Source organism: Pseudomonas sp. JV241A (assembly GCF_900275665.1).
Taxonomy (GTDB): Bacteria; Pseudomonadota; Gammaproteobacteria; order Pseudomonadales; family Pseudomonadaceae; genus Aquipseudomonas; species Aquipseudomonas wadenswilerensis.
The window spans coordinates 20,383-44,943 of the sequence record NZ_OPYO01000019.1 but is presented as its reverse complement, the minus strand read 5'-3'; the positions used below and the strand labels follow the sequence as shown (position 1 = coordinate 44,943).

At 62.8% G+C, this 24,561-nt stretch carries 20 protein-coding genes; 9 read left to right on the top strand and 11 right to left on the bottom strand.

Translation table 11 applies throughout. From position 1 onward, the window contains the following. Positions 1–65: 65 nt before the first annotated feature. From cydB to JV241A_RS11720, 3 genes are all read right to left on the bottom strand, one after another. Positions 66–1,082, bottom strand: coding sequence for a cytochrome d ubiquinol oxidase subunit II (gene cydB / locus JV241A_RS11730; protein ID WP_134062636.1), 1,017 nt, complete (start codon positions 1,080–1,082; stop codon positions 66–68). A 14-nt stretch (positions 1,083–1,096) separates the two neighbouring features. Then, positions 1,097–2,473, bottom strand: coding sequence for a cytochrome ubiquinol oxidase subunit I (locus JV241A_RS11725; protein WP_115089530.1), 1,377 nt, complete (start codon positions 2,471–2,473; stop codon positions 1,097–1,099). A gap of 99 nt (positions 2,474–2,572) precedes the next feature. After that, a complete protein-coding gene (locus JV241A_RS11720; protein WP_134062633.1) occupies positions 2,573–4,897 on the bottom strand; it encodes an FdhF/YdeP family oxidoreductase in 2,325 nt (774 codons plus the stop codon). A gap of 342 nt (positions 4,898–5,239) precedes the next feature. On the opposite strand from JV241A_RS11720, the gene moaA reads away from it, so the two are divergent. Then, complete coding sequence (moaA, locus tag JV241A_RS11715; protein WP_115089528.1) at positions 5,240–6,244, top strand: GTP 3',8-cyclase MoaA; 1,005 nt, start codon at positions 5,240–5,242, stop codon at positions 6,242–6,244. 4 nt (positions 6,245–6,248) lie between these two features. Then, positions 6,249–7,148: a bestrophin family protein gene (locus JV241A_RS11710; protein ID WP_134062631.1), complete on the top strand. Its 900-nt coding sequence runs from the start codon at positions 6,249–6,251 to the stop codon at positions 7,146–7,148. A 178-nt stretch (positions 7,149–7,326) separates the two neighbouring features. Here JV241A_RS11710 and moaB read toward each other — a convergent pair whose 3' ends face one another. Beyond that, positions 7,327–7,866: a molybdenum cofactor biosynthesis protein B gene (moaB, locus tag JV241A_RS11705; protein WP_134062629.1), complete on the bottom strand. Its 540-nt coding sequence runs from the start codon at positions 7,864–7,866 to the stop codon at positions 7,327–7,329. A gap of 213 nt (positions 7,867–8,079) precedes the next feature. Here moaB and JV241A_RS11700 point away from each other — a divergent pair, with 213 nt between their 5' ends. Further along, complete coding sequence (locus tag JV241A_RS11700; protein ID WP_115086587.1) at positions 8,080–8,979, top strand: LysR family transcriptional regulator; 900 nt, start codon at positions 8,080–8,082, stop codon at positions 8,977–8,979. Positions 8,980–8,982: 3 nt separating this feature from the next. Here the strand turns inward: JV241A_RS11700 and JV241A_RS11695 are convergent, their stop codons facing one another. The 5 genes from JV241A_RS11695 to JV241A_RS11675 all read right to left on the bottom strand — a co-directional run bounded on the left by JV241A_RS11695 (position 8,983) and on the right by JV241A_RS11675 (position 14,201). Next, on the bottom strand, positions 8,983–9,936 hold the full coding sequence (locus tag JV241A_RS11695) for a Dyp-type peroxidase (protein ID WP_134062626.1): 954 nt from the start codon (positions 9,934–9,936) through the stop codon (positions 8,983–8,985). Positions 9,937–9,985: 49 nt separating this feature from the next. Beyond that, on the bottom strand, positions 9,986–10,435 hold the full coding sequence (locus tag JV241A_RS11690; protein ID WP_134062624.1) for a YMGG-like glycine zipper-containing protein: 450 nt from the start codon (positions 10,433–10,435) through the stop codon (positions 9,986–9,988). A 91-nt stretch (positions 10,436–10,526) separates the two neighbouring features. Further along, a complete protein-coding gene (locus JV241A_RS11685) occupies positions 10,527–11,798 on the bottom strand; it encodes an MFS transporter (protein WP_134062622.1) in 1,272 nt (423 codons plus the stop codon). 4 nt (positions 11,799–11,802) lie between these two features. Then, positions 11,803–12,714 carry an aldo/keto reductase gene (locus tag JV241A_RS11680; RefSeq protein WP_115086583.1) on the bottom strand — a complete coding sequence of 304 codons (912 nt, stop codon included), beginning with the start codon at positions 12,712–12,714 and terminating at the stop codon, positions 11,803–11,805. A 134-nt stretch (positions 12,715–12,848) separates the two neighbouring features. After that, entirely contained in the window at positions 12,849–14,201 is a 1,353-nt protein-coding gene (locus JV241A_RS11675; RefSeq protein WP_134062620.1) for an HD domain-containing phosphohydrolase, read from the bottom strand. A 210-nt stretch (positions 14,202–14,411) separates the two neighbouring features. Here JV241A_RS11675 and JV241A_RS11670 point away from each other — a divergent pair, with 210 nt between their 5' ends. Genes JV241A_RS11670 through JV241A_RS11650 form a run of 5 tightly spaced genes read left to right on the top strand, consistent with a single transcriptional unit; the run spans position 14,412 to position 22,707 of the window. Next, positions 14,412–16,661: a diguanylate cyclase gene (locus tag JV241A_RS11670; protein WP_115086581.1), complete on the top strand. Its 2,250-nt coding sequence runs from the start codon at positions 14,412–14,414 to the stop codon at positions 16,659–16,661. Further along, on the top strand, positions 16,658–18,532 hold the full coding sequence (locus JV241A_RS11665) for a GGDEF and EAL domain-containing protein (protein ID WP_134062618.1): 1,875 nt from the start codon (positions 16,658–16,660) through the stop codon (positions 18,530–18,532). The genes JV241A_RS11670 and JV241A_RS11665 overlap by 4 nt, the downstream gene beginning before the upstream one ends. A gap of 10 nt (positions 18,533–18,542) precedes the next feature. Beyond that, positions 18,543–19,502 (top strand): cytochrome c peroxidase, encoded by a 960-nt coding sequence (locus JV241A_RS11660; protein ID WP_134062616.1) that lies wholly within the window; start codon positions 18,543–18,545, stop codon positions 19,500–19,502. Continuing rightward, on the top strand, positions 19,499–21,307 hold the full coding sequence (locus JV241A_RS11655; protein ID WP_134062613.1) for a DAHL domain-containing protein: 1,809 nt from the start codon (positions 19,499–19,501) through the stop codon (positions 21,305–21,307). Before JV241A_RS11660 ends, JV241A_RS11655 begins: the two co-directional genes overlap by 4 nt. Then, positions 21,304–22,707: an ATP-binding protein gene (locus tag JV241A_RS11650; protein ID WP_134062611.1), complete on the top strand. Its 1,404-nt coding sequence runs from the start codon at positions 21,304–21,306 to the stop codon at positions 22,705–22,707. The genes JV241A_RS11655 and JV241A_RS11650 overlap by 4 nt, the downstream gene beginning before the upstream one ends. A gap of 185 nt (positions 22,708–22,892) precedes the next feature. Here the strand turns inward: JV241A_RS11650 and JV241A_RS11645 are convergent, their stop codons facing one another. Further along, a complete protein-coding gene (locus tag JV241A_RS11645; protein WP_115086576.1) occupies positions 22,893–23,852 on the bottom strand; it encodes an HlyD family secretion protein in 960 nt (319 codons plus the stop codon). Positions 23,853–23,855: 3 nt separating this feature from the next. Beyond that, complete coding sequence (locus JV241A_RS11640; protein WP_115086575.1) at positions 23,856–24,206, bottom strand: DUF3302 domain-containing protein; 351 nt, start codon at positions 24,204–24,206, stop codon at positions 23,856–23,858. A 156-nt stretch (positions 24,207–24,362) separates the two neighbouring features. Here JV241A_RS11640 and napE point away from each other — a divergent pair, with 156 nt between their 5' ends. Continuing rightward, complete coding sequence (napE, locus tag JV241A_RS11635; protein WP_115086574.1) at positions 24,363–24,533, top strand: periplasmic nitrate reductase, NapE protein; 171 nt, start codon at positions 24,363–24,365, stop codon at positions 24,531–24,533. Positions 24,534–24,561 lie beyond the last annotated feature (28 nt).

The following is a 24,561-nucleotide window of genomic DNA, read 5'->3' as shown; positions in this document are numbered from 1 at the left end:
CAGCGCCGCCTGGCCATGAATAGAGCCGACAAATCCGAAAAAGTGCGATGACGGGCGATATTGCCTCAGTGGTAGGCGTCGCCGACTTTCACTTTGCCGCGGAACACGTGGTAGCTCCAGAAGGTGTAGACCAGGATCACCGGGATGATGAACAGCGCGCCGATCAGGGCAAACAGCTGGCTGGACGGCGGCGAAGCGGCCTGCCAGAGGCTGATGCCGGGCGGCACGATGTTCGGCCAGATGCTGATGGCCAGGCCCAGGTAACCGAGGAACACCAGCCCCACCACGCCGATGAACGGCAGGTGCGAATGGCGTTTGCGCAGGGCCTTCTGGATCATCACCACCGCACCGACGGCCAGCACAGCAAGCAGCAGCGAACGCATCCAGTGGCTACCGGCCAGCCAGCGCTGGGCGATATCAGCGTGAATCCAGGCGGTCCAGGCGCAAATCAGCACAATCACCAGGGCCAGCAGGTAGGTCAGCGGTCGGCTGTAATGGCGCATGCGCGACTCAAGCATGCCCTCGGTCTTGATCAGCAGCCAGGTGCTGCCGAGCAAGGCATAGGTCAGCAGCAAGCCGACGCCGCACAGCAGCGGGAACGGCGCCAGCCAGTCGAGGGCGCCGCCGGCGAACTGGCGGTCAACCACCGGAATACCGGAGATATAGGTACCGATCGCCACGCCCTGGAAGAAGGTGGCGACGATCGAACCGCCAATGAACGCCTTGTCCCACACATGACGCCGGTGCGCCTCGGCCTTGAAGCGGAACTCGAACGCCACGCCGCGAAAGATCAGCCCGGCCAGCACCAGCACCAGCGGCAGGTACAGCGCTTCGAGGATCACCGCATAAGCCAGCGGAAAGGCGCCATACAGCGCCGCGCCGCCGAGGATCAGCCAGGTTTCGTTGCCATCCCACACCGGCGCCACGGTGTTCATCATCACGTCACGCTCGCGGGAGTCCTCGATCAGCGCAAAGAGGATGCCCAGGCCCAGGTCGAAGCCATCCATGATCACGTACATCATCAGCCCGAAGGCGATGATCACGCCCCAGATGATCGACAGGTCGATGCCTTGAATTGCCATGTTCAAATCCTCTCTCAATCAGCCGCAGACAGCGGTCTGCGCGCGGTGGCGTCATCGGTGTGCCGTGCATCGGCGGCGTTCGGGCCCTTGCGCACCAGGCGCATCATGTAGCCGATGCCGACGGTGAATACCGAGAAGTAAATGACCACGAACAACGCCAGGGTCACGCTCATCTGCAAGGCGCCATGGTTCGAGGCGGCCTGGGTGGTGCGCAGCAAGCCGTAGACTACCCAGGGCTGGCGGCCGATCTCGGTGGTGAACCAGCCGGCCAGCAAGGCGATCAACCCGGAGGGGCCCATCAGCAAGGCCAGCCACAAAAAGGCCTTGTTGCGGTACAGCGCGCCGTTGCGGCGCAGTACCAGGGCGGCCAGGGCACACAGCAGCATCAACATGCCCAGCCCGGCCATGACCCGGAAACTCCAGAAGATGATGGTCGAGTTGGGCCGGTCTTCCTTGGCAAAGCTCTTGAGCGCCGGGATCTGCTTGTCCAGGCTGTGGGTCAGGATCAGGCTGCCCAGGTACGGCACTTCGAGGCTGTAGCGGGTGGTTTCGGCCTGCATGTCCGGCAGGCCGAACAACACCAGCGGCGATGGCTCACCGGGCTTGTTGTCCCAGTGGCCCTCGATGGCGGCGATTTTCGCCGGCTGGTGCTCCAGGGTGTTCAGGCCATGGGCATCGCCGACCGCGATCTGCACGGGCGTGGCCACCAGGATCATCCACATGGCCATCGATAGCATCTTGCGGATTTGCGGCGTGTCGTTGCCCCGCAGCAAGTGCCAGGCCGCCGAGGCACCGACGAAGAACGCGGTGGAGAGAAACGCCGCCAGCGCCATGTGCATCAATCGGTAGGGGAACGACGGGTTGAAGACGATCTTGAACCAGTCCACCGGCGCCACGCGGCCGTCGACGATCTCGATGCCTTGCGGGGTCTGCATCCAGCTGTTGGACGAGAGGATCCAGAACATCGAGATCAGCGTGCCGATCGCCACCATGATCGTGGCAAAAAAGTGCAGGCGCCGCCCTACCCGGTCCCAGCCAAACAGCATCACCCCCAGGAAACCGGCTTCGAGGAAGAACGCGGTGAGTACCTCGTAAGTGAGCAAGGGCCCGGTGATGCTCCCGGCAAAGTCGGAGAACCTCGCCCAGTTGGTGCCGAACTCATAGGCCATGACTAGGCCGGAGACCACGCCCATGCCGAAGTTGACCGCGAACAGCTTGGACCAGAAGTGATAGAGGTCCTTGTAGACCTGATTGTGGGTTTTCAGCCAGCAACCTTCGAGCACGGCCAGAAAGCTGGCCAGGCCGATAGTGATCGCCGGAAAGATGATGTGAAACGAGACCGTGAAGGCGAACTGAATCCGCGCCAGATCCAACGCATCCAGATTGAACATGACAGTATCCCGAGAAACCGCTGGCCCACCTGCGACCGCCAGTAAATGGCGGCTGCAGGGTCCAGGGTTTCAGTCAGTAGGTGGAAGTCGAGTGAAGTGTCAGATGTGCGCTGATGGAATCAGGTTGTCTGCACTGGCTTTCTCGAGTTTGATCGCGATGAACTTCGAGGTCGGGGTAAAGGTGCGATCGCCATAGCTTTCCAGCGGCACCAGCGGGTTGGTTTCCGGGTAGTAGGCCGCCGCCTGTCCTGGCGGGATGTCGTAGGCCACCAGGGTAAACCCGCTGACCCGGCGCTCGCGGCCGTCTTCCCAGAGCGAGACCATGTCGACTTTTTCGTTGGGCTCGAAGCCCAGGCGGCGGATGTCCTGCTCGTTGACGAAGACCACGTCGCGCAGGCCGAACACCCCACGGTAGCGGTCATCGAGGCCGTACAGGGTGGTGTTGTACTGATCGTGCGAACGCAGGGTCTGCAGGATCAGGTCCGGGGTGTCGCCACGGGCCAGCACCTCTTCGTTGACCAGTTGCGCCGGCAGCACGCTCGCGGTGAACTGCGCCTTGCCGCTTTGCGTCAGCCATTCGCGCTGCGAGGCGGTGTTGCCCAGGTGGAAGCCGCCGGGGTGCTGCAGGCGCGCGTTGAAGTCGGCAAAGCCCGGGATGACGTCGGCAATCAGGTCGCGGATGCGGCTGTAGTCGGCCACGGTCCACTCCCAGTCGATCGGCCGGTCACCGAGGGTGGCCTTGGCGATGCCGGCGACGATCGACGGCTCCGAACGCAGCAGCGCCGAGCAGGGTTTGAGCTGGCCATGGGAGATATGCACCATGCTGAAGGTGTCTTCGACGGTGATGCCTTGCGGCCCTTCGGCCTGCACGTCGATTTCGGTACGGCCCAGGCACGGCAGAATCAGCGCATCCCGGCCAGTCACCAGGTGCGAGCGGTTGAGCTTGGTGGCGATGTGCGCGGTCAGCTCGCAGTTGCGCAGGGCATCGTGGGTGCGCGGGGTATCCGGGGTGGCCTGGGCGAAGTTGCCGCCCAGGGCGATGAACACCTTGGCGCGCTGCTCTTCCATGGCCTGGATCGCCAGCACCGCGTTGTGTCCGTGCAGGCGCGGGGCCTTGAAGGCGAAGCGCGCTTCCAGGGCATCGAGCAGGCGTGCCGGCGGCTGCTCGTCGATGCCCATGGTGCGGTCACCTTGCACATTACTGTGGCCACGCACCGGCGACAGCCCGGCACCCGGTTTGCCGACGTTGCCGCGCAGCAGTTGCAGGTTGATGATTTCCTGCACGGTCGGCACCGAGTGACGGTGCTGGGTCACGCCCATGGCCCAGCACATGATCACCCGCTCGGCGCGGCGGTACATGCGTGCGGCCAACTCCAGCTCGGCCAGGTTCAGGCCCGACTGCTCGACGATATGCGCCCAGCGGGTGGCATCGACTTCGGCCAGGTAGGCGTCGAGCCCCGAGGTGTGCTCGGCGATGAAGGCATGGTCGAACACCGCGGGCTCGCCCTTGGCCTGGGCTTCGCGTTCCCATTGCAGGAGGAACTTGGCGATGCCGCGCATCACCGCCATATCGCCGCCCAGGGCCGGGCGGAAGTACGCGGTGTTGGTCGGTTCCGAGCCGTTGCTGAGCATCTCGAACGGGTGTTGCGGGTGCTGGAAACGCTCCAGGCCACGCTCCTTGAGCGGGTTCAGGCAGATCACCTGGGCACCGCGTTTGACCGCCTCGCGCAGCGGTTCGAGCATGCGCGGGTGGTTGGTGCCAGGGTTCTGGCCGATGACGAAGATTGCGTCGGCGTGCTCCAGGTCGTCGAACACCACGGTGCCCTTGCCGACCCCGAGGGTTTCCGACATGCCGACGCCGCTGGCCTCATGGCACATGTTCGAGCAGTCAGGAAAGTTGTTGGTGCCATAGGCGCGCACGAACAACTGGTAGAGGAAGGCCGCCTCGTTGCTGGCCCGGCCCGAGGTGTAGAACTCGGCCTGGTCGGGGGATTCGAGGCTGTTGAGGTGCTTGGCGATCAGCGCGAAGGCGTCTTCCCAGCTGGTTTCGACGTAGTGATCGGTGGCGGCGTCGTAGCGCATCGGATGGGTCAGGCGGCCCTGGTATTCAAGCCAGTAGTCGCTCTGCCGGGCCAGCTCGGTGACGCTGTAGCGGGCAAAGAAATCCGGATCGACCAGGCGCCCGGTGGACTCCCAGTTGACCGCCTTGGCACCGTTCTCGCAGAACTTGACCATGCCGCTTTCCGGCGACTCGCCCCAGGCACAGCCCGGGCAGTCGAAACCGCCGTTCTGGTTGGTCTTGAGCATCACCCGCAGGTTCTTGAAGGCGTTTTCACTGCCCAGCCAGCTCTTGGTCACGCTCTTCAGCGCGCCCCAACCGGCGGCGGGGGCGTCATAGTTTTTTATATGTTCATCTTGGCTCATCGGGGCTTCCTCGCTTGGCACGCAGGACAACTTTAACGTTTCGCCATCTAACAACTTGATAGTTACATCGCAGTTAATGGCGAACTTCGTTTTCTACCCTTTCAGGCTATTGAGCGTGGACTTTTGCGTCTAATCAAAAGAAATGACGAACCGATCAAAACCCTCTATCACCGCGCCGAAAGCCCCTGAATACGGGCCTCTAAAGCCACCGATAGATGAACCTTATCACGTGGTCATTATTAGTGATTTGACCGACTTGCATGGGCTATTTACCCTCAACAACTATCAAAGGTTTATTCTCCAAACAGCATCTCTGCCGCGATATAAGAGGCCCTGCCCATCATGAGTGCAAACGGCAAACAACTGGTCGACGGCTACAGTCGGAAAATCGATTACCTGCGCATGTCGGTCACCGATCGCTGCGACTTTCGCTGCGTCTATTGCATGGCCGAAGACATGCAGTTCCTGCCGCGCCAGCGCATCCTCACCCTTGAAGAGCTGTATCAGCTTGCTGAACGCTTTGTCGCCATGGGCACCCGCAAGATCCGCCTGACCGGCGGCGAGCCGCTGGTGCGCGCGGGCATCGTCGAGCTGTGCGCCCGGGTTGCCGCCCTGCCTGGCCTGCGCGAGCTGTGCATGACCAGCAATGGCTCGCAGCTCACCCGCCTGGCCCAGCCGCTGTTCGATGCCGGCCTGTCGCGCCTGAACATCAGCCTCGACAGCCTCGATGCCCAGCGCTTCAAGGCCCTGACCCGTACCGGCGACCTGGCCCAGGTGATTGCCGGCATCGATGCCGCCCATGCCGCAGGCTTTCGCCGCACCAAGCTCAATTGCGTGGTGCTCAAGGGCCGCAACGATGATGAAGTGGTCGACCTGGTGCGCTTTGCCATCGACCGCCAACTGGACATCTCGTTTATCGAAGAAATGCCCTTGGGCGTGATCAGCGAGCACCAGCGCAGCGAGTCCTATTGCTCAAGCGACGAGGTGCGTGCGCGTATCGCCGAGCACTTCACCCTGCTCGAATCGGCCGAATCGACCCAGGGCCCGTCGCGTTACTGGCGCCTGGCCGAAGCACCGGACATCCGTATCGGCTTCATTTCGCCCCACAGCCACAATTTCTGCGGCACCTGCAACCGTGTGCGGCTGACCGTCGAAGGGCGGCTGCTGTTGTGCCTGGGCAATGAACATTCCGCCGACCTCAAGCAGGTGCTGCGTGCCCACCCGGGTGACACTGAACGCCTGGACAAGGCCATCCGCCAGGCCATGACCCTCAAGCCTTACAGCCACACCTTCGATATCAACGGTGAGGTGCAGATCCTGCGCTTCATGAACATGACTGGCGGCTAGCCCGATGATCGTCCATCCCAAACCCAACCTGCTCAACGTCCTGGTTTCCCTCAAAGGCTCGATCGCCAAACGCATTGCCCGGCGCAGCGTGATGGTCACCGCCCTGGCATCGCTGATCGTGCTGGTGGAGAACCTGCATCCGGCGTTCTTCGCCAAGGTCAACGCCACACCCTTCACCCTGCTGGGTATTTCCCTGTCGATCTTCATGAGCTTTCGCAACAACGCCTGCTACGACCGCTGGTGGGAGGGGCGCAAGGCCTGGGGGCAGATGATCATCGAGGTGCGCTCGTTCATTCGCGAGAGCGTGGCGATTGCCGACCGCAAGACCCGCGATGGATTGCTGCTGGCGCTGTGTGGCTATGCCCATGCGCTCAATGCCAGGTTGCGTGGCGAAGATGAGCTGCAAGCGGCGCAACCCTGGGTGGCAGAGTCTTCGAACTTGCCGCTGCACAACATCAGCGACGGGATCCTGCAAAGCATCGGCAAGCGCTGTTCGCAACTGGCCGAGCAACAGCAGATCAGCGAATGGCGTTACCTCAACCTGGAGCAGCGATTGCGCGGGTTGTCGGAGGCGCAGGCGGTGTGCGAGCGGATCAAGACCACACCGCTGCCCTTCCCTTACACCCTGCTGCTGCACCGCACCATCTACATCTTCTGCATCCTGCTGCCGTTCGCCATGGCCGAGCCGCTGGGCTGGCTGGCACCGATCTTCACCTTGATCGTCAGCTACACCTTCTTCGGCCTGGATGCGATCAGCGACGAGCTCGAGGACCCGTTTGGCCGCGACGAGAACGATCTGCCAACCGATGCCATGGTGCGTACGCTGGAGCGCGAGCTGCTGGGTGCAACCGGGCGCAAGGACCTGCCGCCGCCGCTGTTGCCGGTGGATTTTGTCTTGAGCTGAAGCGCCCCATCGCGGGGTCGGCGCAATACCTGTGCTAGCTGGCTTGCCAGCGATGGGGCCACTGAAACCAGCACATCAGCTGTGGGTTGAGTTACGACCGCTTCGCGCTCGATCGCCGGCAAGACCGGCTCCCACAAGGTCGGCGCAAGACCTGTGGGAGCGGTGCCCCGCGATTAGTTCACTGGCGCGATTCGCACAGCTTGCCAGGCTTGAGGTGGGCAACGAAGTTGCAAGGCCGATGGCGGGCATCCAGTTGTTCGGCGAGGATGCCTTCCCAGGCGGTGCGACAGGCGCCGGTGGAGCCGGGCAGGCAGCACACCAGGGTGCCATTGGCCAGGCCCGCCAGGGCGCGGGTCTGTACGGTGGAGGTGCCGATGTCGAGGATCGACAAGGCGCGGAACAGCTCGCCAAAACCGTCGATGTGCTTGTCGAACAAACAGGCCACCGCCTCCGGGGTACTGTCGCGGCCGGTAAAGCCGGTACCGCCGGTGATCAGCACCACCTGCACGTCGTCTTCGGCAATCCAGCCCGCCACCTGGGCGCGAATCTTGTACAGGTCATCTTTGAGCAACACCCGATCAACCAACCGGTGCCCCATCTCCACCGCGCGCCTGGCAAGCAGTTCGCCAGAGGTGTCGTTGTCAAAGCTGCGGGTGTCACTGACGGTCAGCACGGCGATATTCAGCGGCACAAAGGCCGCGTCCAGTTTGATACTCATGCAAAGCCCCTTGGCAGCAGTCAGGAAGTTGCGGGCAACGCTAGAACTAAACACCGGCAGCGTCCAATCGATAGATCCGACCGGCTTATCGAGTGGGTCTATCGTCTACTGATCAAGCGCCTCTATCACCCGGTCACTAATGCTCATTGGACGGGCCTGGCCCTTTGCTTTACCGTTTTCCCACCCGCCCCCACTGACTTGCCAGGCTGTGCCATGGATATCAAACAACTCAAGTTTCTCCTCGCCCTGGACCAGACCCGCCACTTCGGCCAGGCCGCGGCGCTGTGCCATATCACCCAGCCGACGTTGTCGATGCGTCTGCGCAACCTGGAAGACGAACTGAACCTGGTGCTGGTAACCCGTGGCCAGCGTTTTGAGGGCTTCACTGAGGCCGGCGAGCGCATCCTGGCCTGGGCCCGCACCTTGCTTGCCGCCTATGACGGCTTGCAGGCCGAAGCCGCCAGTTGCCGCGGGCAGATCGTCGGCAGCCTGCGCCTGGGCATGGTGCCGCTGTCGAGCTTCAACCCCATGCAGTTTCTCCAGCCCCTGGCCCAGCGCTATCCGGAGCTGCAGTTCCAGCTGTCATCCTTGAGCTCGGAGCAGATCACCGATGGCCTGAGCCGCAACCAGCTGGACCTGGGTATCTGCTACCTGGACCAGATCAACAGCGCCTATTTCGACGTGATCGAACTGGGCACCACGCGCATGGGCCTGTTGTACGACGTGCGTCATTTCCAGTTCGAGCAGGCTGAACTCCCCTGGGAAGCGGTCAGCGAAGTGCCCCTGGGGCTGTTGAGCAAGGGCATGCATTATCGCCAGTCGGTCGACCTGAGCTTTCGCAGCCGCGGCCTGCAGCCCCATGCGGTGCTGGAAAGCGATTCCAGCTACCAGTTGATCCAGGCCGCCTGCGCCGGCATGTGCTGCGCGATCATGCCGCTGGATTACGGCCTGGAAGGCTTGAGCGAGCACCTGCGCATCGTGCCGATCAGTGCTGCCAGCGTGCATGCCCCCATCGGCTTGCTGCTGCGGCGTACCGAGCCGCGTTCGGCAATCGCGGAGAAGTGCTTTGCCGAGGTTAAATCACTGCTCGACAGCGAATTGAAACCGGCGTAGGCACTAGTCTGGTGTCCGCTCGGCCAGGTCTTCGAGCAGCTCGGCCGAGGGCACGAAGAACAGCCCGCCGGTGACCGCCGTGCTGAAATCCAGCAGGCGGTCATAGTTGCCGACCGGACGGCCGACGAACATGTTCTCGAGCATCAGTTCGATCGGTGCCGGCGAACGTGCATAGCCGATGAAGTAAGTACCGAACTCACCCGCGCCGGGGCGGCCGAACGGCATGTTGTCCCGCAGGATCTTCAGCTCTTCGCCGTCCGCGCCGGTGATGGTGGTCAGGGCGCTGTGGGAGTTGCTGGGCTTGACCTCGTCACCGAGCTCGATGTCCGACAGCTTGGTGCGGCCGATGACCCGCTCCTGCGCCTCCACCGGCAGCGCGTTCCAGGCGGTCATGTTGTGCAGGTACTTTTGCACCAGCACATAGCTGCCGCCACTGAAGGCCGGGTCTTCATCACCGATCAGGGTGAACTTGGGTACCTGGCGACCGACCGGGTTCTCGGTGCCATCGACGAAGCCGACGATGCTGCGCATGTCGAAATAGCGAAAGCCCTGCACTTCATCCACCACCTTGACCGCATCGCCCAAGGCCGTCATCAGCTGGGTGGCCAGTTCAAAGCACAGGTCCATCTGGTCGGCGCGGATGTGCAGGAGGATGTCGCCGGGGGTGGCCGGTGCGCGGCGCCCTTCTACGCCAAACTCACGGAACGGGTGCAAGGCCGCTGGCCGCGGCCCGCCGAACAGCTGGTCCCAGGCACTGGCGGCAAAACCGCACACGCACGACAGGTTGCCCGCCGGCACGCGCTTGCCGACCGAGCGGGTCAGGCCGGCGATATCGGCGCACCATTCGCGCACGGTGTGCAGCGCGTCACGGCCGGGCGCCAGGGTGGCGACCATGAAAATCGCGCTGCTGGTGATCGGGCTGCACACCGCTTGGGGTTCAGGAATATCGTTGTTCATGGCTGCCTGCACACGGATCAAAGCCAGCAGACTAGCAGATCAACGGCGCCTATGGCGTGACCTGGTACCCCCTGTTCTGCAGGCAACTGGTGTAGGCCGAGGCGCTGGTTGCCTCGCTGGTGCGCCGGTCCTCGCGGCGTTCCTGACGCTGCCGGGCGCCGCCGACCACCGCACCGGCAGCGGCGGTTTCACCGGCACGGTTCTGCCGGTATTGCTGTTTGACATCGTCGTCGACCCGGTCGTACACCTCATCGTGCTGACGACCCCGCACCTCAGCGCCTGCAGCTCCGGCGGCAGCGCCCACGGCCGCGCCGCGTACCCGGCCACCGACATGGGGCTGGCTGGTCGTGGAGCTGGCGGCGACGTTATGGCAATCGTTGATATCAGTCTGTACCTGCTGGGCGCTCTGGCCCTTGATCGGCACCACGGTTTCGGCCCAGCCCTGGGCACACACAGCCGACAAAACCAGGCACAGGCCAATGGATGGCAACCTGTTCATGATGGACTCCGGAATCAGACAGTAGAAACAGTGTAGCTGGCAACTTGTGGGAGCGGGCTTGACCCGCGATGGGGCCGGTTCAGCCAGCACATCAATGGCGCCCATCCTCGCGCCGGCGCTGCTGACGCCCCAGCCACCATCCGGTCCCCGCCCAGCCCAAGGCAATACCCGCGCCGATCAACATCGCCAGTTGCGGATGATCGCCCATGACATCCAGCCCACGCTTGAGCCAGCCACTCACGGCATCGCCGCCGCGATAGACCACGGTGTCGGTAAAATTCTTGGCCTTGTACTTCTGCTCCGGCTCCACCACGGTGTAGAGCATCTCGCGCCCCGGCCGCACCAGCGCGTACTCACCCACCCGGCGCACCACCATGACCAGCACGAACACGGCAAACAGCGGCGTCAGGGCCAGCCAGATAAACCCCAGCACCATCACCAATGGCACCGCCACCAGCAACACCCCGACCCCGAGCTTGCGCGCAATATGCCCGGTGACGAACACCTGGGTAAGAATCGCCAGGGCCTGCACGGCGCTGTCGATCAGGCCGAACACCTGGGTCTGTTCGGTGCGGCTGGTAAAGTGCTCGGCCACCAGCCGCGCCTGCTCGAAGTACAGGAAGGTGCTAACGCTGGCCAGCAACATCACGAACACCGCGATGCCCAGCAGGTAGGGCGAACGCAACACCTCGCTGGCACCCGCAAAAGGATTGCCGCCCAACGGTTTTGAACGGGGGTGCTCGGTTTGCGCCGGTAACGGATACAGGTCGCGCCAGTGCTGCAGGTACATGGCCGCGACCACGCTACCGAGCAGGAACACCGTGGCCAGCACCACCAGCCCTGCATGGCCGATCAGCCCCACCAGCAAGGTCCCGAGCAACGGCCCGAGCAAGCCGCCGAAACTTGCCCCCGCCGCCAGCAAACCAAACAGGCGCTTGGCCTGCTCGCTGGAGAACAGGTCGGCGAGCACGCTCCAGGCCAGCGAGATGGTCAGCAGGTTGAACATCGACAACCAGATGTAGAACGCCCGCGCGCCCCACAGGTTGTCGGGTTGCACGGCAAACAAGGCGGCGAACAGCAGCAGGTTGCTGGCCATGAACGCATAGGTCCAGGGCAGGATACGCCGGCGCTGTACCTTGGAAGCCAGCCAGCCGAACAACGGCAAGGCAATCAGGGTGACGATGAAGGTGCCGGTGAACAGCCATTGCAGGTTCTCGACGCCACCGGCCACGCCCATGGTCTCGCGCACCGGGCGCAACATGAAGTAGCCGGCGAACAACAGAAAGAACAAGGCCAGGCCAGCGACCACCGCCGGCGATTCGCCGGGCCTGACATTCAACAGCCGGGTGCTCAGGCGTTTCATGGCCTTAGCCGAACTGCTTGATCAGTTCTTGTTGTTGCTGGGCCCCGAGCAGCGGCCCGCTGCCGGCCTTGAGCTGATCCAGTTGGCGATCCGGGCGGCTGGTGGCCGGGATCACGGTGGTCACTGCCGGGTGGCTGATGGCGAACTTGAGAAACAGCTGCGCCCAGCTGCCGATCCCCGCCTCTGTCGCCCAGCCGGGCAAGGCCTGGCCCTTGACCCTGGCAAATAGCCGGCCGTCGTCGAAAGCGCGGTTGATCAATACCGCCACGCCCTTGTCCTGGGCCAGAGGCAGTACCGTACGCGCGGCATTGGGAGCATTGACCGAATAATGGATCTGGATGAAGTCCAGGGCTTCACTGCGCAGGATCTGCTCCAGCTCATCCAGGCCGCTGTCAATGTAGTGGGTTACGCCGACATAACGGGTCAGGCCCTGGGCCTTGAGTTCGCGGGCATAGGGCAATTGGTGCCGCCAGTCGCGCAGGTTGTGGATCTGCAGCAGGTCGACCTTGTCGGTACGCAGCTTTTGCAGGGACCCGGCCCACTGCGCTTCGGCCCCCGCGCGGCTGTCAGCAGCGATCTTGGTGGCGATGAAGGTGTTATCCCGCCAGCCACCCTCCTCCAGCAACTGGCCAAGCATTGCATCGGCGCCGCCGTAGTTGGGCGAGGTGTCGATCACTCGGCCGCCGCCGTTAAAGAACACCTTGAGCACTTCCTTGAGCTGTTGGTACTCGGCGGAACCGGCCTCGACCTCGAAACTGCCGGAAGTACCGGCACCGATTACCGGCAGCGCCTCGCCCGTTGCAGGAATCTTACGGGTCAGCAATCCCGTGCGGGGCTGGGCAAAGGCCGCGCGGGTGAAAGCCAGCCCTGCGGCCAGGGTGGCACTGGCCGCGAGAAAGTGGCGACGGGTAGGCATGGCACACCTCCTGAGAAGACCTGGGCTCAAGGGCTAAAAGCTTAGTGCCACCTGCGTAAGCATGCCGAAAGCAGTGCACCGGCATTCGTTACTGCATGTAAAACCGCCACGGAGTACATTTGTACTCCACCGTATCAAGCCGTGGTTTGCGCAACGGCAGGCAATACCAGTTCCTCGGGAGCTTTGACGAAAATACTGTACTTGCCGCCCTCCATCTCTTCGAAGGCGATCAGCTTGTCCACCAGTGCCGCGCTCAGCACTTTGCCAGCATTGAGCAGGAGCATGCCGTTGTCGGCATTGAGATTGCGCGCCAGCACCATGCCGCCAGCCAGATCGCGGGTGCTCAGCACCTTGACCGTCGGATCGGCCAGGGTCACGTCACTGAGGAACTCGGCGCAGACCTTGACGAAATCCTCCACCAGCCCCGGGTCGTATAGCTTGCCGGCGTACCTGCGGATATACACCAGCGCTTCATCGCTGTTCATTTGCCGTTCAAGGATCAAGCCGCGTTGCAGCTCGATGAAATCCACCGCCAGTTTCAGCCAGCGCGCATCCTGGGGAATGGCCTCACCCTTGAGACGGCCGGGAAAGCCGCTGCCATCCCAGCGTTCCTGGTGGTGAAGGATGATGCGCGCCGCTTCCTTCATCGGCTCCAGGGTCATTACCAGCGACTCGCTGTGCTGCGGATAGGCCCGGTACAGATCGCGCTCGGTATGCGGCAGCAGGTCCGCCGGGCACGTCAGCATGCTGTCGCTCCAGCTCATCTTGCCGATGTTGTACAGCGCCGCCGCCATGGTCAGGTCGCGGCTGCGGCCTTCGTCCAGACGGTGGCGGGTGCAGCACACGCGGATCAGTTCGATGACCTGGCGGTTGGTCTGCTTGGCTTTGGGCAGGCGCAGGTTGGCCAGCAGCGAGAACACTTCGGTGCCGGTCACGTAACTGCGCTTGAGTTCTTCGTAGGCCAGGTCGAGCATGTCGGCGGTCTGCTGCAGTTCGGCGGTACGCGCCGCAACGCGCTGTTCGAGGCTGGCGTTGAGCGCCTTGAGTTGCTGGTTCTGCGTCTGGGCCAACTGTTCCAGGCGTCGCCGTTCGCTTTCCGAATGCTGGTAGGCCAGCGCCTGGCGCAGGGTTACCAGCAATTCTTCGTCATTCCAGGGTTTGCTGATATAGCGATGGATCTGACCGTCGTTGATGGCTTTGGCGATGGTGTCCATGTCGGCATAGCCAGTGAGCAGGATGCGCAAGGTCGCGGGAAAACGCTGATGGATGTGCGCCAGCAAGGTGGCGCCGTCCATGTTGGGCATGCGCGCATCGCTGATCACCAGGCTGACCGGGCGCTGTTCAAGCACTTCCAGGGCCTGGGCGCCGCTTTCAGCCAGCAACACCTCGTAAGGCTGGTTGCGCAGCAGGCGGCGCAAGCTGTTGAGAATCGAGGTTTCGTCGTCGACCAGCAACACGACGGGTTTATCCGCTACGGGTTCTTCCATGGTCCCCTCCCTGCACCTTGGGCCTGCGCACCAGCTCCTGAACACAGGCTAGATGACATTTGCCGAAACGGTCGACCTTTGTGCCCGGGTTCGCGCATGGGCATTTGCCTGACTATGCTGACCCTGAAGGTGTTCCATGAGCATTGCTACCAGGGAGGGTTGCCCGATGCACGTCCACTTGCCGGTTGCGCGCGCCATCGGAGCGTTGCGATGAGCCAGCCACCGACCGACATCAATCGCCGGATTCTGATCGTCGACGATACGCCGTCAATTCATGAGGACTTTCGCAAGATCCTCGACGCCGGCTCCTGCACCCACGACGCGCTAGGGGAAACCGAGCACGCGCTGTTCGGCGCCCCGCCGACGGCGCCAGCCCAGCACTTCGACCTCGATTCAGCCTTCCAGGGCGAGCAGGCGCTGGCCAAGGTCGAGGCGGCCCTGAATGCCCAGGCGCCCTATGCCATGGCGTTCATCGATATGCGCATGCCGCCCGGCTGGGACGGCCTGCAGACCATCGCACGGCTCTGGCAGGTCGATCCCAAATTGCAGGTTGCGCTCTGCACCGCCTATTCCGACTATTCATGGGAAGACATCGCCGGCCAGCTTGACCTGGGTGACCGCCTGCTGATCCTGAAAAAGCCTTTCGATGCCATCGAGATCCGGCAAATGGCCAATGCCCTGACGGTCAAATGGCAGATGACCGAACAGGCCGCACTCAAGGCCGAACGCCTGGAGCAGGCGGTCGAAGCGCGCACCCGCGAGCTGGCCGATGCCAATATCATCGTGCAGAACAGCCCGACCATTCTCTACCGGCTAAGGGGCGAGCCGCCCTTTGCCCTGATGTACATCTCGCACAACATCACCAAGTTCGGTCACTCGGCAGCCCGGCTGGTCGGTGCTGCGGATTGGGCCAGCACCCTGGTGCATGCCGATGACCTGGGCAAACTCGACGAGGCCATGGCGCGGGTACTGGACCGTGATGCCGCCGCGGCCTCCATCGAGTTCCGCCTGCGCACCGCCGATGACACCCTGCGCTGGGTCGAGAACCGCTATATCCCGGTACGCAACGCCCAGGGCCAGCTGGTGGAAATCGAAGGCATCATCCTCGACATTACCGAGCGCCGCCTGGCCGAAGAGAAATTCGCACTGATGGCACGTACCGATGGCCTCACCGGCCTTGCCAACCGGGCCATGCTGATCGAGCGCCTGCACCAGGCGTTTGCCGCCGCCAGGCGCGGTGCAACGCCATTTGCGATGTTCTACCTGGACCTGGATCATTTCAAACGGGTCAATGACACCCTCGGCCATCCGGTCGGTGACTTGCTGTTGCAGGAGGTGGCACGACGGCTCAGCGCCTGCACCCGCGAGAACGACGTGGTTGCCCGCCTGGGTGGCGACGAGTTTGCCATTCTGCAACTGGACGTCGACGAGCCGACCCGCTGTGCCGCCCTGGCCAGCAAGGTCTGCGATGCCCTGGCCCAGCCCTACTACCTGGACAACAATGCCGTGCGCCTGTCGTCGAGCATCGGCATCAGCCTGTACACCCCCCAGTGCCTGAGCGCCGATGGCTTGCTGGCACAATCGGACATGGCCCTGTACCGGGCCAAGGAAAAAGGCCGCAACCAGTTCCAGTTCCATAGCGAGGAGATCACCCGCGAAGTCGGCGAGCGGGTAACCCTGGCCAACGACCTCAAGCACGCGCTGGAGCACGACGAGCTGCAGTTGCAGTTCCTGCCGGAGATCGACCTGGGGAGTGGCAAGGTGCTCGGCATGGCGGCCCGGGTGCGCTGGCTGCACCCCGAGCGCGGCTGGCTGGCACCCGAGGTGTTCATGCCGGCGGCGGAAAAAACCGGTGTCAGCATCGCCCTTGGCCATTGGCTGCTGGACCAGGCGTGTCGGCAGATGCGCCAGTGGCATGACCAGGGCATCGCGCCACCGTTGATCGCCATGGAGGTTTCACTGACCCAGCTCAAGTCGGGCGCGGACCTGATCTACGACGTGTTGCGCACCACCGCCCGCTGGAACATCTGCCCCTGGGAATTGCGCTTCGACGTCACCGAAGCGACCCTGGCGCAAACCAAGTGGACCCACAACGATATCCTTCCCCGGCTGTGCCAATTGGGGGTGAAGATCGCCATCGACAATTTCGGCAGCGAGTATTCCTCGTTCGACTACCTCAAGACCTACCGGGTCAACCATCTCAAACTGGCCCCGCAACTACTCGACTGCGCCAGCAACGACCCCGATTGCGCGCAGACCTTGCGCGCCATCATCAACTTTGCCCGTGACGTCGGTATCGGCATCATCGCCGACCGGCATGAACTGTCGCAGCCACATGACCTCCTCGGAAGCGACGCTGCCCAGCCGATCAGCCATGCCTTCAGCCGCTCGCTGGACAGCGCCCAGGCGCTGGAACTGCTGAAGCTCGACAGCATGCCACTGCCGCAGGTGAGGCGATGAACCCGCTCAGCCAACCCGCCAACCGGCGAATCCTGATCATCGACGACACCCCGGCAATCCATCAGGATTTTCGCAAGATCCTCAGCCCCGAGCCGCTGGGCCGGGAGTCGCTGGAAGCTACCGAGGCGCTGCTGTTCGGCTCATCCGCCAGGCGACGCCTGCAGTTCGAACTCGATTCCGCCTACCGGGGTGAAGACGCGCTGGAGCTGGTCACCCGCGCACGTGCGCAAGGCCGTCCCTACGCCATGGCATTCACCGACATGCGCATGCCCCCTGGCTGGGATGGCCTGGAAACCGTCAAGGCATTGTGGAAGGCCGACCCGCACCTGCAAATTGCCCTGTGCACGGCGTTCTCGGACTACTCCTGGGACGAACTGGCCGAGCACATCGAGTTCGGCGACCAGTTGCTGATCCTGAAAAAACCCTTCGACAGTCTGGAAATCCGCCAGATGGCCAATGCCCTGAGCTGGAAGTGGCAACTGGCCCAGGACGCCACGCGCAAGCTGCATGATCTGCAACGCACCGTCGAGGAGCGGGTGCAGGAGCTGCTGCAGGTGTCCCGACTGCTGCACTACGACGCCCTTACCGGTTTGCCCAACAGCACACTGCTCGGTGACCGCCTGACCCAGCATCTGTTGCATGCGCGTCGTCACGAGCGCAAGGCCGCGGTGATGTTCCTTGGCCTGGACCGCTTCAAGCGCATCAACAATGCCCTTGGCCATCCGGTCGGCGACGAAGTGCTCAAACAGGTCGCAGCACGGCTGACCAGCAGCGTACGCGAGTCGGACTCGGTGTTCCGCTACGGCGCCGACGAGTTCGTGGTGATCCTCTGCGACATTGTCCATCCGCAGCAAACCCAGGGCGTCGCCGAAAAGCTCCTGGCCTCGATCAGCATGCCGCATGCCCTGGCGGGCCATGACCTGACGGTGACCGCGAGCATGGGTATCAGCCTTTATCCCGATGACGGTAGCGACCCGGTGTGGCTGATCAAGAAGGCCGAGACCGCGATGCGCAATGTCAAGGACAGCGGCCCCAACGATTTCAACTTTTTCATCGACGACATGAACCTGCGCGCGCGCCGCCAGCAGTCTATGGAAAGCGGCCTGCGCCTGGCCCTCAAGCGTGACGAGTTTGTCCTGCACTATCAGCCCAAGGTGGACTTGCGCCACGGCACCATCGTCGGTGCCGAGGCGCTGGTGCGCTGGCAGCGTCCCGACCACGGCTGGGTGTACCCCGCCGATTTCATTCCGGTGGCCGAGGACAGCGGCCTGATTATCGCCCTCAGCCAGTGGGTGCTACGCCAGGCCTGTAGCCAGGCACGCGCGTGGCAAGCGCAAGGAATGGCGCCATTGCGCGTTTCGGTGAATGTCTCGGCCATGGACTTTCGCCAGCGCGGCTTTGTCGACAACCTGGCCGGCGTGCTCAATGACACCGGCCTTGACCCGTCGCTGCTCGAACTGGAAATCACCGAAAGCGTGCTGATGCGCAACGTCGACGCCACGGTCGTCACCCTGCAGGCGATCAAGCAACTGGGTGTGCGCCTGGCCATCGATGACTTCGGCACCGGGTATTCGAGCCTCAGCTATCTGCAGAAATTCCCCGTCGATGTGTTGAAGATCGACAAGTCTTTTGTCCGCGAGATGGGCAGCGACAACAACGATGCCCGGCTGGTCAGCAGCATCATCAGCCTGGGCAAGAGCCTGAACCTGAACATTATCGCCGAGGGGGTTGAAACCGCCGAGCAACTGAGCTTCCTCAAGGCCCAGGACTGTGAGCAAGGCCAGGGCTACTACTTCAGCAAACCGCTAGACCCTGCAGCGTTCGCCCGGCTGCTGCACACCTACCCACAACGCATCGCACCCCACGATTGAGAGCGCATGGATGGCACAACCCCTCCCCTTGCTGGTAGTTGCAGCAACCCTTGGCGCCAGCGCCGTGGCCCTGGCACAAAGCGTTGGCGGGCCGCTCATGCCGCTGCCGGCCCTACCGGTACTGGCTGCCGAGCGGGTCGAACTGGGCCGCAAGCTGTTCAACGATCCACGTCTGTCGAGCAACAACAGCCTGTCCTGCGCCAGTTGCCATCAACTCGACCATGGCGGTGCCGACCGTTTGCCGCGCTCGCTCGGCGTCGATGCCAAGCCCTTGCCGGTCAATACCCCCAGTGTATTCAACGCCAGCCTGAATTTTCGCCAGTTCTGGGATGGCCGCGCGCAAACCCTGGAGCAGCAAGCGCACCTGGTGGTGCAAAGCCCGACGGAAATGGGCAGCGACTGGACGGTAGTGGTGCAACGCATTGCCGCCGACCCGCAGTACCGCAGCGGCTTTGCCCAGGCCTACAGCGAAGGCGTGAGCGAGCACAGCATCCAGAATGCCCTGGCCACCTTCCAGCGCACCTTGCTCACCCCCGGCTCGCGCTTCGACCGTTACCTGCAAGGCAACACCGAGGCCCTCACAACCGAAGAAAAATACGGCTATCAGCGCTTTCAGGAGTATGGCTGCATCGCCTGTCACCAGGGGGTGAACATCGGCGGCAACATGTTCCAGAAACTCGGTGTGCTGGGTGACTACTTCAAAGACCGCGGCAACCCGAGCGAGGCAGACCTGGGGCGCTACAACGTCACCGGTGACGAGGACGACCGGCATGTGTTCAAAGTGCCCAGCCTGCGCAATGTCGCGGTCACCGCACCGTACTTTCATGACGGCTCGGCAGCGACCCTGGAAGCGGCGGTCGAGGTCATGTTCCGCTATCAGCTCGGGCGCACGCCAAGCGCCGAGGACCAGGCGCTGATCGTCCAGTTCCTCAAGACCCTGACCGGTGAATGGGAGGGCAAACCGTTATGAGACTGACCCACCGGCACGGTCTGTTCCTGTTGGGCGCCAGTGCGGCGCTGTTGGCCTCGGTTCTGGTGTACCTGTACATCATGTCCAAGGCCGATGAAACCGAAACCTACGCCCGGGCCCGCGATCTGGTCCGGCAGATCAAGCAATACGACTCGCAATGGGAAAACGAGATCCTCAAGGCGCGCATCACCATCAGCTACAACTATGACCCGCTGGTGTCGCCGCTGGTGGAGATGACGCGCCTGTGGCAGGCGTTCGAAACCACAGAGGCCCTGCATGGCCACAGCGATACACCCGCCTGGCGCACGGCCTACGCCGATTACCAGGGCGCCCTGGCGCAGAAGTCGCGGCTGGTGGAACAGTTCAAGTCGCATAACGCCGTGCTGCGCAATTCCCTGGCCTTTTTACCGACCGCCGAAGATGGTATCCAGGCCCAGCTAGGGCAGCTTGCAGATGCCGACAAACTGCGCCTGCACACCATCGCCACCGACACCTACGACCTGATGCTCAGCAGCCTCGAGTTCGCCCAGATGACCACCGACGACAAGGCCGCCGACATACTGGTCGGGCTGAACAAGCTGGCCATCAACAAAGAGCGTCTGCCCGTCGAGTTCCACGTCCCCATCGATATCCTCAGCAACCACATTGCCTTGATCCTGCGCGAGCAACCCAAGGTCAACCAACTGCTTGAACAGATCGAGGCAGTGCCGGTGGCCGAACGCCTGGACGACATCACGTTGATGCTCGATCGCGACGAGCGTGCCGCCACCCTGGTCGACCAGCAGTACCATTTCTACCTGCTGGTGTTCTCCACCCTGCTGGTCCTGCTGTTGATCTACATGGGCATACGCCTGATGCGCAGCTTTGGCGAGATCAACCGGGTCAACCGCGCGCTGGTCAGTGCCAACGACGAGCTCGAGCAACGGGTCGAGGAGCGCACCCGCCAGCTCAAGGACACCCAGAGCGAACTGCTCGACACCGCGCGCCAGGCCGGCATGGCGGAAATCGCCACCAACGTTCTGCATAATGTCGGCAACGTGCTCAACAGCGTGAACATTTCCGCCGACCTGGTGACCCGCAAGCTGCGCAACAGCAAGGCTCTGGGCCTGGGCAAGGCCATGCAGCTGATCAATGAGCACCCCGACGACCTGGGGCGTTACCTGAGCGAAGACGCCAAAGGCAAAATGCTCCCTGGTTACCTCAACCAGCTGGTCGAGGCGATCAGCCTGGAGCAGAAGGAAATGGCCGATGAGCTGACCCAGTTGAGCAAGAGCGTCGATCACATCAAGGACATCGTCGCCACCCAGCAATCCTATGCCGGGGCCAGCACGTTGCTGGAGCCGCTGGTGGTCAGCACGCTGCTCGAAGATGCCCTGCGCATGAACGCCGGCGCCCTCACCCGCCACCACGTTACGGTGCTCAAGGAGTACGACGAAGTACCGCGGATCATGGGCGATAAACACCGCCTGCTGCTGATTCTGATCAACCTGATCAGCAACGCCAAATACGCCATGTCGGACGTGTGCAATCACGCCCGCAACATGACCCTGGGGGTCAACCGGCTCGACGACACCCTGCTGATCAGCGTCACCGACGAAGGCGAAGGCATTGCCCCGGAAAACATGACGCGGATCTTTGCCCACGGCTTTACCACCCGCAAGGAAGGCCATGGTTTCGGCCTGCACAGCTGCGCCCTGGCCGCGGTGGAAATGAACGGCCACCTGGCGGCCTACAGCGACGGGCCGGGCAAGGGTGCCCGCTTCGTCCTGCAAATCCCGTTGATAATCGCCGAAGGTGAATCATGACCGAGCCCTGCAACCGGCGCATCCTGTTGATCGACGACACGCCGGCGATCCATGACGATTTTCGCAAGATCCTGGCCCCGGAATGCGCCTCCAACCCCGATCTCGATGCCCTGGAAAACGCCCTGTTCGGCGAAGCACCCAAGGCCGTCGCCACCGTGTTCGAACTCGATTCGGCCTACGGTGGCCAGGAAGGCCTGGGCAAACTGATCGATGCAGCGAGCCGCCAGCGCCCCTACGCCCTGGCCTTCGTCGACATGCGCATGCCCGATGGCTGGGATGGCGCGCAGACCATTGAAGCGCTGTGGCAACACGACCCGTTGCTGCAGGTGGTGGTGTGCACGGCCTATTCGGACTACTCCTGGGACGAGTTGCTCAACCGCCTGAACGGCCATGACCGCCTGCTGATCCTGAAAAAGCCGTTCGACAACATCGAAGTCCTGCAGATGGCCAACACCCTCACCACCAAGTGGGAAATGACCGCCCGTGCCCAGTTGCAGATGAACCAACTGGAACAGCGGGTCGCGCAGCGCACCCTGGCATTGACCCAGGCCAGCGCCGCGCTACAACGGGAGATCGACGAGCGCAAGCTGCTGGAAAGCCAACTGGTGCAATCGGAGAAACTTGCGTCCCTGGGCCAGTTGGCAGCAGGCGTCGCCCACGAGGTCAACAACCCGATTGGCTTCGTATCATCCAACCTGGGGGCGCTGGACGACTATTTCAGCCGCTTGCAGGACATGCTCAAGGCCTACCGCGACGCCGAGACGGCCATCGACCCGACAGCGCTGAGTGCAAGCCTGGCGAAACTGCGCACCGAGATCGAACTTGACTACATCCTCGAGGACATTCCCCAGCTGATCCGCGAGTCCAAGGACGGCATCAGCCGCGTTGGCCAGATCGTCAAGGACCTCAAGGACTTCTCCCGGGTGGACTCCAGCCAGGACTGGCAGTGGACCAATCTGCAGCAGGGTATCGAGTCGACCCTGAACATCGTTGCCAGCGAACTCAAGTACAAGGCCGATGTGCTCAAGGACTATGCGCCGTTGCCCGAGGTCGAATGCCTGCCCTCGCAGATCAACCAGGTGATCATGAACCTGGTGGTCAATGCCGCCCAGGCCATTGGCCCGGAGCGCGGCACCATCACCCTGCGTACCGGCTGCGAGGGCGAGCAGGTATGGATTGAAGTGGCCGACAATGGCTCGGGCATAGCCGCCGACAGCCTGCAAAAGATCTTCGACCCCTTCTACACCACCAAGCCGGTTGGCCAGGGTACGGGGCTGGGATTGTCGTTGTCGTACGGGATCATCAAGCGCCATCGAGGGGAAATCCGCGTGCACAGCGAGCTCGGTGCCGGCACTACATTCAGGATCGAACTGCCAATACGTCAGGCGCGGGCGGCCTAGCGCTGCAGCAATGGCCTCATCGCGGGGCAAGCCCGCTCCTACAGATATAGCGCCAATCCTGTGGGAGCTGGCCTTGCCAGCGATCGAGCGCGAAGCGGTCGTAATCCAGGCGACACCTGATGTGCTGGCTGTACCGGCCTCATCGCTGGCAAGCCAGCTCCCACAGGTCGCACATTTGCACGCCGTCAATGAAACGGGAAGATGTAGTTCATCCACGCGGCCATGCGCAGGAGGATCTTGCGCATGGTGGCGATATGCGGAAAGTGCTTGCTGTACAGCGCTGCCTGGCCATAGGCACCGCCGGGCATCTGCTTGGCGTACTGGGCGAACGCCGGGTCGTCGATTTCGATGATCACCGGTACCCGCCCTGCCGGGGGGGAGCCTGTGTAGCTGACCAGGTTGCCGGAGGGCTGGACCTGGCCTTCGCCGATCACCGCGATGACATTCTTGACCTTGCCGTGAAACACCTTGCCCGGAATGCCGTCGAAGGCCACTTCCGCGTCATCGCCGGGCACCAGGCGCAACAGGCTGTTCTGGCGCATCCAGGCGGCGAAGTACTGGCCCTCTTCAGGGATGAACACCATCGACGGGCGCAGCGGCAAGGCACTGGCCATCATCCCGGCGCGCAACGATACATGGGTGACATAGCCCTTGCTCGGCGCCCGCACCACGGTGCTGTCGAGTTCGAACTGGGCGTTGTCCAGTTGCGCCTGCAGGTCGTCGACCCGGGCGATGGCCGCTTCCTGCTCGCGGCGGGTACCGAAGTTGCGTTTGATCAGCTCGTTGATGCGGTACAGATCACCCCTGGCGGCGACGATCTGCGCCTTGAGCGAGCGCAAGCGGTGCTCGAACGGCGCCGGGTCGATGCGAAACAGCACATCGCCCTTCTCCAGCGGCTGGTTGCCCTTGACCGGCACCTCGATCACTTTGCCGGTGACCACCGGGATCACCGGCACCGAGACGAAATACGAACGCGCTACCTCCGAATACGGGTGGTTGTAGTTCATGGTGAAGATCAGCGCACCGATCATGACGATGCCACCGAGTACCGCAGTGGGCACGGTCCATTTGTTCAGCGGGATGCGAAACAGCTTGAAGATCGCCACGCAGATCGCGGCGTAGGTAAGGATCAGTAGCAGGTCCATGGCTCAGATGCCTTCGCCGCGTTCGTCAGCGGCGGATGTTCCTTCGAGTCGGTCGAGGCGTTGTTGCAGTTCGAGTACCTGTTGTTCCAGGCGCAGCACATGGTTTTGCGGCGACTTGCCGTCGCCGAACCCCCAGCCGCGATCTTCGCGGTAGAGCATCGCCCAGATCCACAGGAACGGCCACAGCGCATGCAGGGTGAACAGGCTGACCCAGCCGGTGGCATGGATCGCATCCTGATGCGGATGATTGCGGTGCACGGCAATTTCGTAGGGGATGTCGTGCAACACAATGATCCCGTAGAACAGCACCAGGCCGACGAAAATCAACAAACCCAAGGCGAAGTAATCGAGCATGATCGCTTACCGGCGCTGTGCTGTGAGCAGTGGCTTGAGTGTAGATCACCGATTGCCTTGTCAAGCTGCAGGCCGTGTATACCGTTGGTCGCGCCACACGGCCGGCGCATGGAAGGCTGGACTAGGCTCAGTTCACTTTCGACTGGAGATCGCTCCATGTCACTGGCTGAAGAACAGAAGATTGCGCGCAGAAAGGAAACCCTGCTGTTCGTGTTTCTGGTTGTCTGCCTGTTCCCCTTGCTCTCGGTCGCCATTGTCGGCGGCTATGGCTTTCTCGTCTGGTTTTACCAGTTGCTCTACGGCCCGCCCGGCCCACCCAACGGATAGCCCGCGCCCGCAGACTACTGGAGCCAGC

Excerpts from the sequence above, each read along its gene's own strand:
- JV241A_RS11670 (WP_115086581.1), top strand. The coding sequence starts at position 14,412 with ATGAGCCAGCCACCGACCGACATCAATCGCCGGATTCTGATCGTCGAC.
- JV241A_RS11710 (WP_134062631.1), top strand. The coding sequence starts at position 6,249 with ATGATCGTCCATCCCAAACCCAACCTGCTCAACGTCCTGGTTTCCCTC.
- JV241A_RS11680 (WP_115086583.1), bottom strand. The coding sequence starts at position 12,714 with ATGCCTACCCGTCGCCACTTTCTCGCGGCCAGTGCCACCCTGGCCGCA.
- JV241A_RS11675 (WP_134062620.1), bottom strand. The coding sequence starts at position 14,201 with ATGGAAGAACCCGTAGCGGATAAACCCGTCGTGTTGCTGGTCGACGAC.
- JV241A_RS11700 (WP_115086587.1), top strand. The coding sequence starts at position 8,080 with ATGGATATCAAACAACTCAAGTTTCTCCTCGCCCTGGACCAGACCCGC.
- JV241A_RS11645 (WP_115086576.1), bottom strand. The coding sequence starts at position 23,852 with ATGGACCTGCTACTGATCCTTACCTACGCCGCGATCTGCGTGGCGATC.
- moaB (WP_134062629.1), bottom strand. The coding sequence starts at position 7,866 with ATGAGTATCAAACTGGACGCGGCCTTTGTGCCGCTGAATATCGCCGTG.
- JV241A_RS11685 (WP_134062622.1), bottom strand. The coding sequence starts at position 11,798 with ATGAAACGCCTGAGCACCCGGCTGTTGAATGTCAGGCCCGGCGAATCG.
- JV241A_RS11720 (WP_134062633.1), bottom strand. The coding sequence starts at position 4,897 with ATGAGCCAAGATGAACATATAAAAAACTATGACGCCCCCGCCGCCGGT.
- cydB (WP_134062636.1), bottom strand. The coding sequence starts at position 1,082 with ATGGCAATTCAAGGCATCGACCTGTCGATCATCTGGGGCGTGATCATC.
- JV241A_RS11655 (WP_134062613.1), top strand. The coding sequence starts at position 19,499 with ATGAGACTGACCCACCGGCACGGTCTGTTCCTGTTGGGCGCCAGTGCG.
- JV241A_RS11640 (WP_115086575.1), bottom strand. The coding sequence starts at position 24,206 with ATGCTCGATTACTTCGCCTTGGGTTTGTTGATTTTCGTCGGCCTGGTG.
- JV241A_RS11690 (WP_134062624.1), bottom strand. The coding sequence starts at position 10,435 with ATGAACAGGTTGCCATCCATTGGCCTGTGCCTGGTTTTGTCGGCTGTG.
- JV241A_RS11725 (WP_115089530.1), bottom strand. The coding sequence starts at position 2,473 with ATGTTCAATCTGGATGCGTTGGATCTGGCGCGGATTCAGTTCGCCTTC.
- JV241A_RS11665 (WP_134062618.1), top strand. The coding sequence starts at position 16,658 with ATGAACCCGCTCAGCCAACCCGCCAACCGGCGAATCCTGATCATCGAC.
- JV241A_RS11650 (WP_134062611.1), top strand. The coding sequence starts at position 21,304 with ATGACCGAGCCCTGCAACCGGCGCATCCTGTTGATCGACGACACGCCG.
- JV241A_RS11660 (WP_134062616.1), top strand. The coding sequence starts at position 18,543 with ATGGCACAACCCCTCCCCTTGCTGGTAGTTGCAGCAACCCTTGGCGCC.
- napE (WP_115086574.1), top strand. The coding sequence starts at position 24,363 with ATGTCACTGGCTGAAGAACAGAAGATTGCGCGCAGAAAGGAAACCCTG.
- moaA (WP_115089528.1), top strand. The coding sequence starts at position 5,240 with ATGAGTGCAAACGGCAAACAACTGGTCGACGGCTACAGTCGGAAAATC.
- JV241A_RS11695 (WP_134062626.1), bottom strand. The coding sequence starts at position 9,936 with ATGAACAACGATATTCCTGAACCCCAAGCGGTGTGCAGCCCGATCACC.